General features: G+C 59.0%; 1 protein-coding gene. It reads right to left on the bottom strand.

From position 1 onward, the window contains the following. Nucleotides 1-15: 15 nt before the first annotated feature. Nucleotides 16-1,038, bottom strand: coding sequence for an IS30 family transposase (locus tag PTE31013_RS24640; RefSeq protein ID WP_150615202.1), 1,023 nt, complete (start codon nucleotides 1,036-1,038; stop codon nucleotides 16-18). Between the last annotated feature and the right edge of the window lie 50 nt (nucleotides 1,039-1,088).

Below are 1,088 nucleotides of genomic sequence, written 5' to 3'. Positions count from 1 at the left end.
GGGCGGTCTCAAGAGTCAAGTGCAACGTTGAGCTAACCCAGCGGTTTCCAATTCCTTGGCCATTGCTTCCTCGGGGGTGTCCCAGCCGAGTGTCTGACGCGGGCGCCCATTGAGCAATTTGGCAATGTCGTTGAGTTGGGTCTGGCTGACACTTGAGAGATCCATGCCCTTTGGCAAGAACTGACGCAGCAAGCCGTTGGTGTTCTCGTTGCTGCCGCGCTGCCAGGGCGCGTACGGATCGGCAAACCAGATATCGAGATTCAAACGGTTGGACAGTTCGACATGACACGTCATTTCTGTGCCGCGATCGTACGTCAGGCTCTCACGCAGAAAGGCCGGCAGCTTCTTCATCTGACGTGTGAAGCCCTCCAGCGCATCCTGAGCCGTGCAGCCGTCCATGCGGCACAGCACGACGAAACGCGTCTTACGCTCCACCAGTGTGCCCACGCAGGAGCGATTAAAAGCGCCTTTGATGAGGTCGCCCTCCCAATGTCCAGGCCACTGCCGCAGTTCGATCTGCTCGGGCCGATACATGATGCGCAAATCCTCGGGCACGAAACTGCGCTGAGCAAGGCTCGTACGCCGACGCCCGCGCGCAGGCTTTTCCTGGCGCAAGGCGTCGATCATCGCCTGCTTGAGCCCGCCGCGCGGATGCGCATAGATCGCGGCGTAAATCGTTTCGTGGCTGATGCGTTGGTCGGGTTCGTCGGGATACATCCGACGAAGTCTGGCAGCAATCTGCTGCGGCGACCAGCGCCAGTAGATCAGCCGGTTATGTACGTGCTGATAAAGCTGGCTGCCGGAAATCAATTTTCGCCGACGCACGCTGTGTTCACGCCGCGTCCGGTATGCCATGGCCGCACGCGTGGCGTCATAGTGGGCCGACGCCGCCTCGCAGTTTCGCTTGAGTTCCCGTGTCACCGTCGAAGTCGCACGACCAAGCATTCGAGCAATCGCCGTCGCGCTCGTGTCCTTCGTATGTTCAATCATGATTACCGCGCGTTCCTCCGCGCTCAAATGCCTGTAGTTCTTCTTCATCGCAACACCCTACATCATTCGCGGTGTTGCACTTGAAACTGGAGACTAAG

This window comes from Pandoraea terrigena, from assembly GCF_902459705.1.
GTDB classification, from domain to species: Bacteria; Pseudomonadota; Gammaproteobacteria; order Burkholderiales; family Burkholderiaceae; genus Pandoraea; species Pandoraea terrigena.
Note: the sequence above shows the minus strand (reverse complement) of the source record. Positions and strands in the feature narration are given on the sequence as shown.

Excerpts from the sequence above, each read along its gene's own strand:
- PTE31013_RS24640 (WP_150615202.1), bottom strand. The coding sequence starts at position 1,038 with ATGAAGAAGAACTACAGGCATTTGAGCGCGGAGGAACGCGCGGTAATC.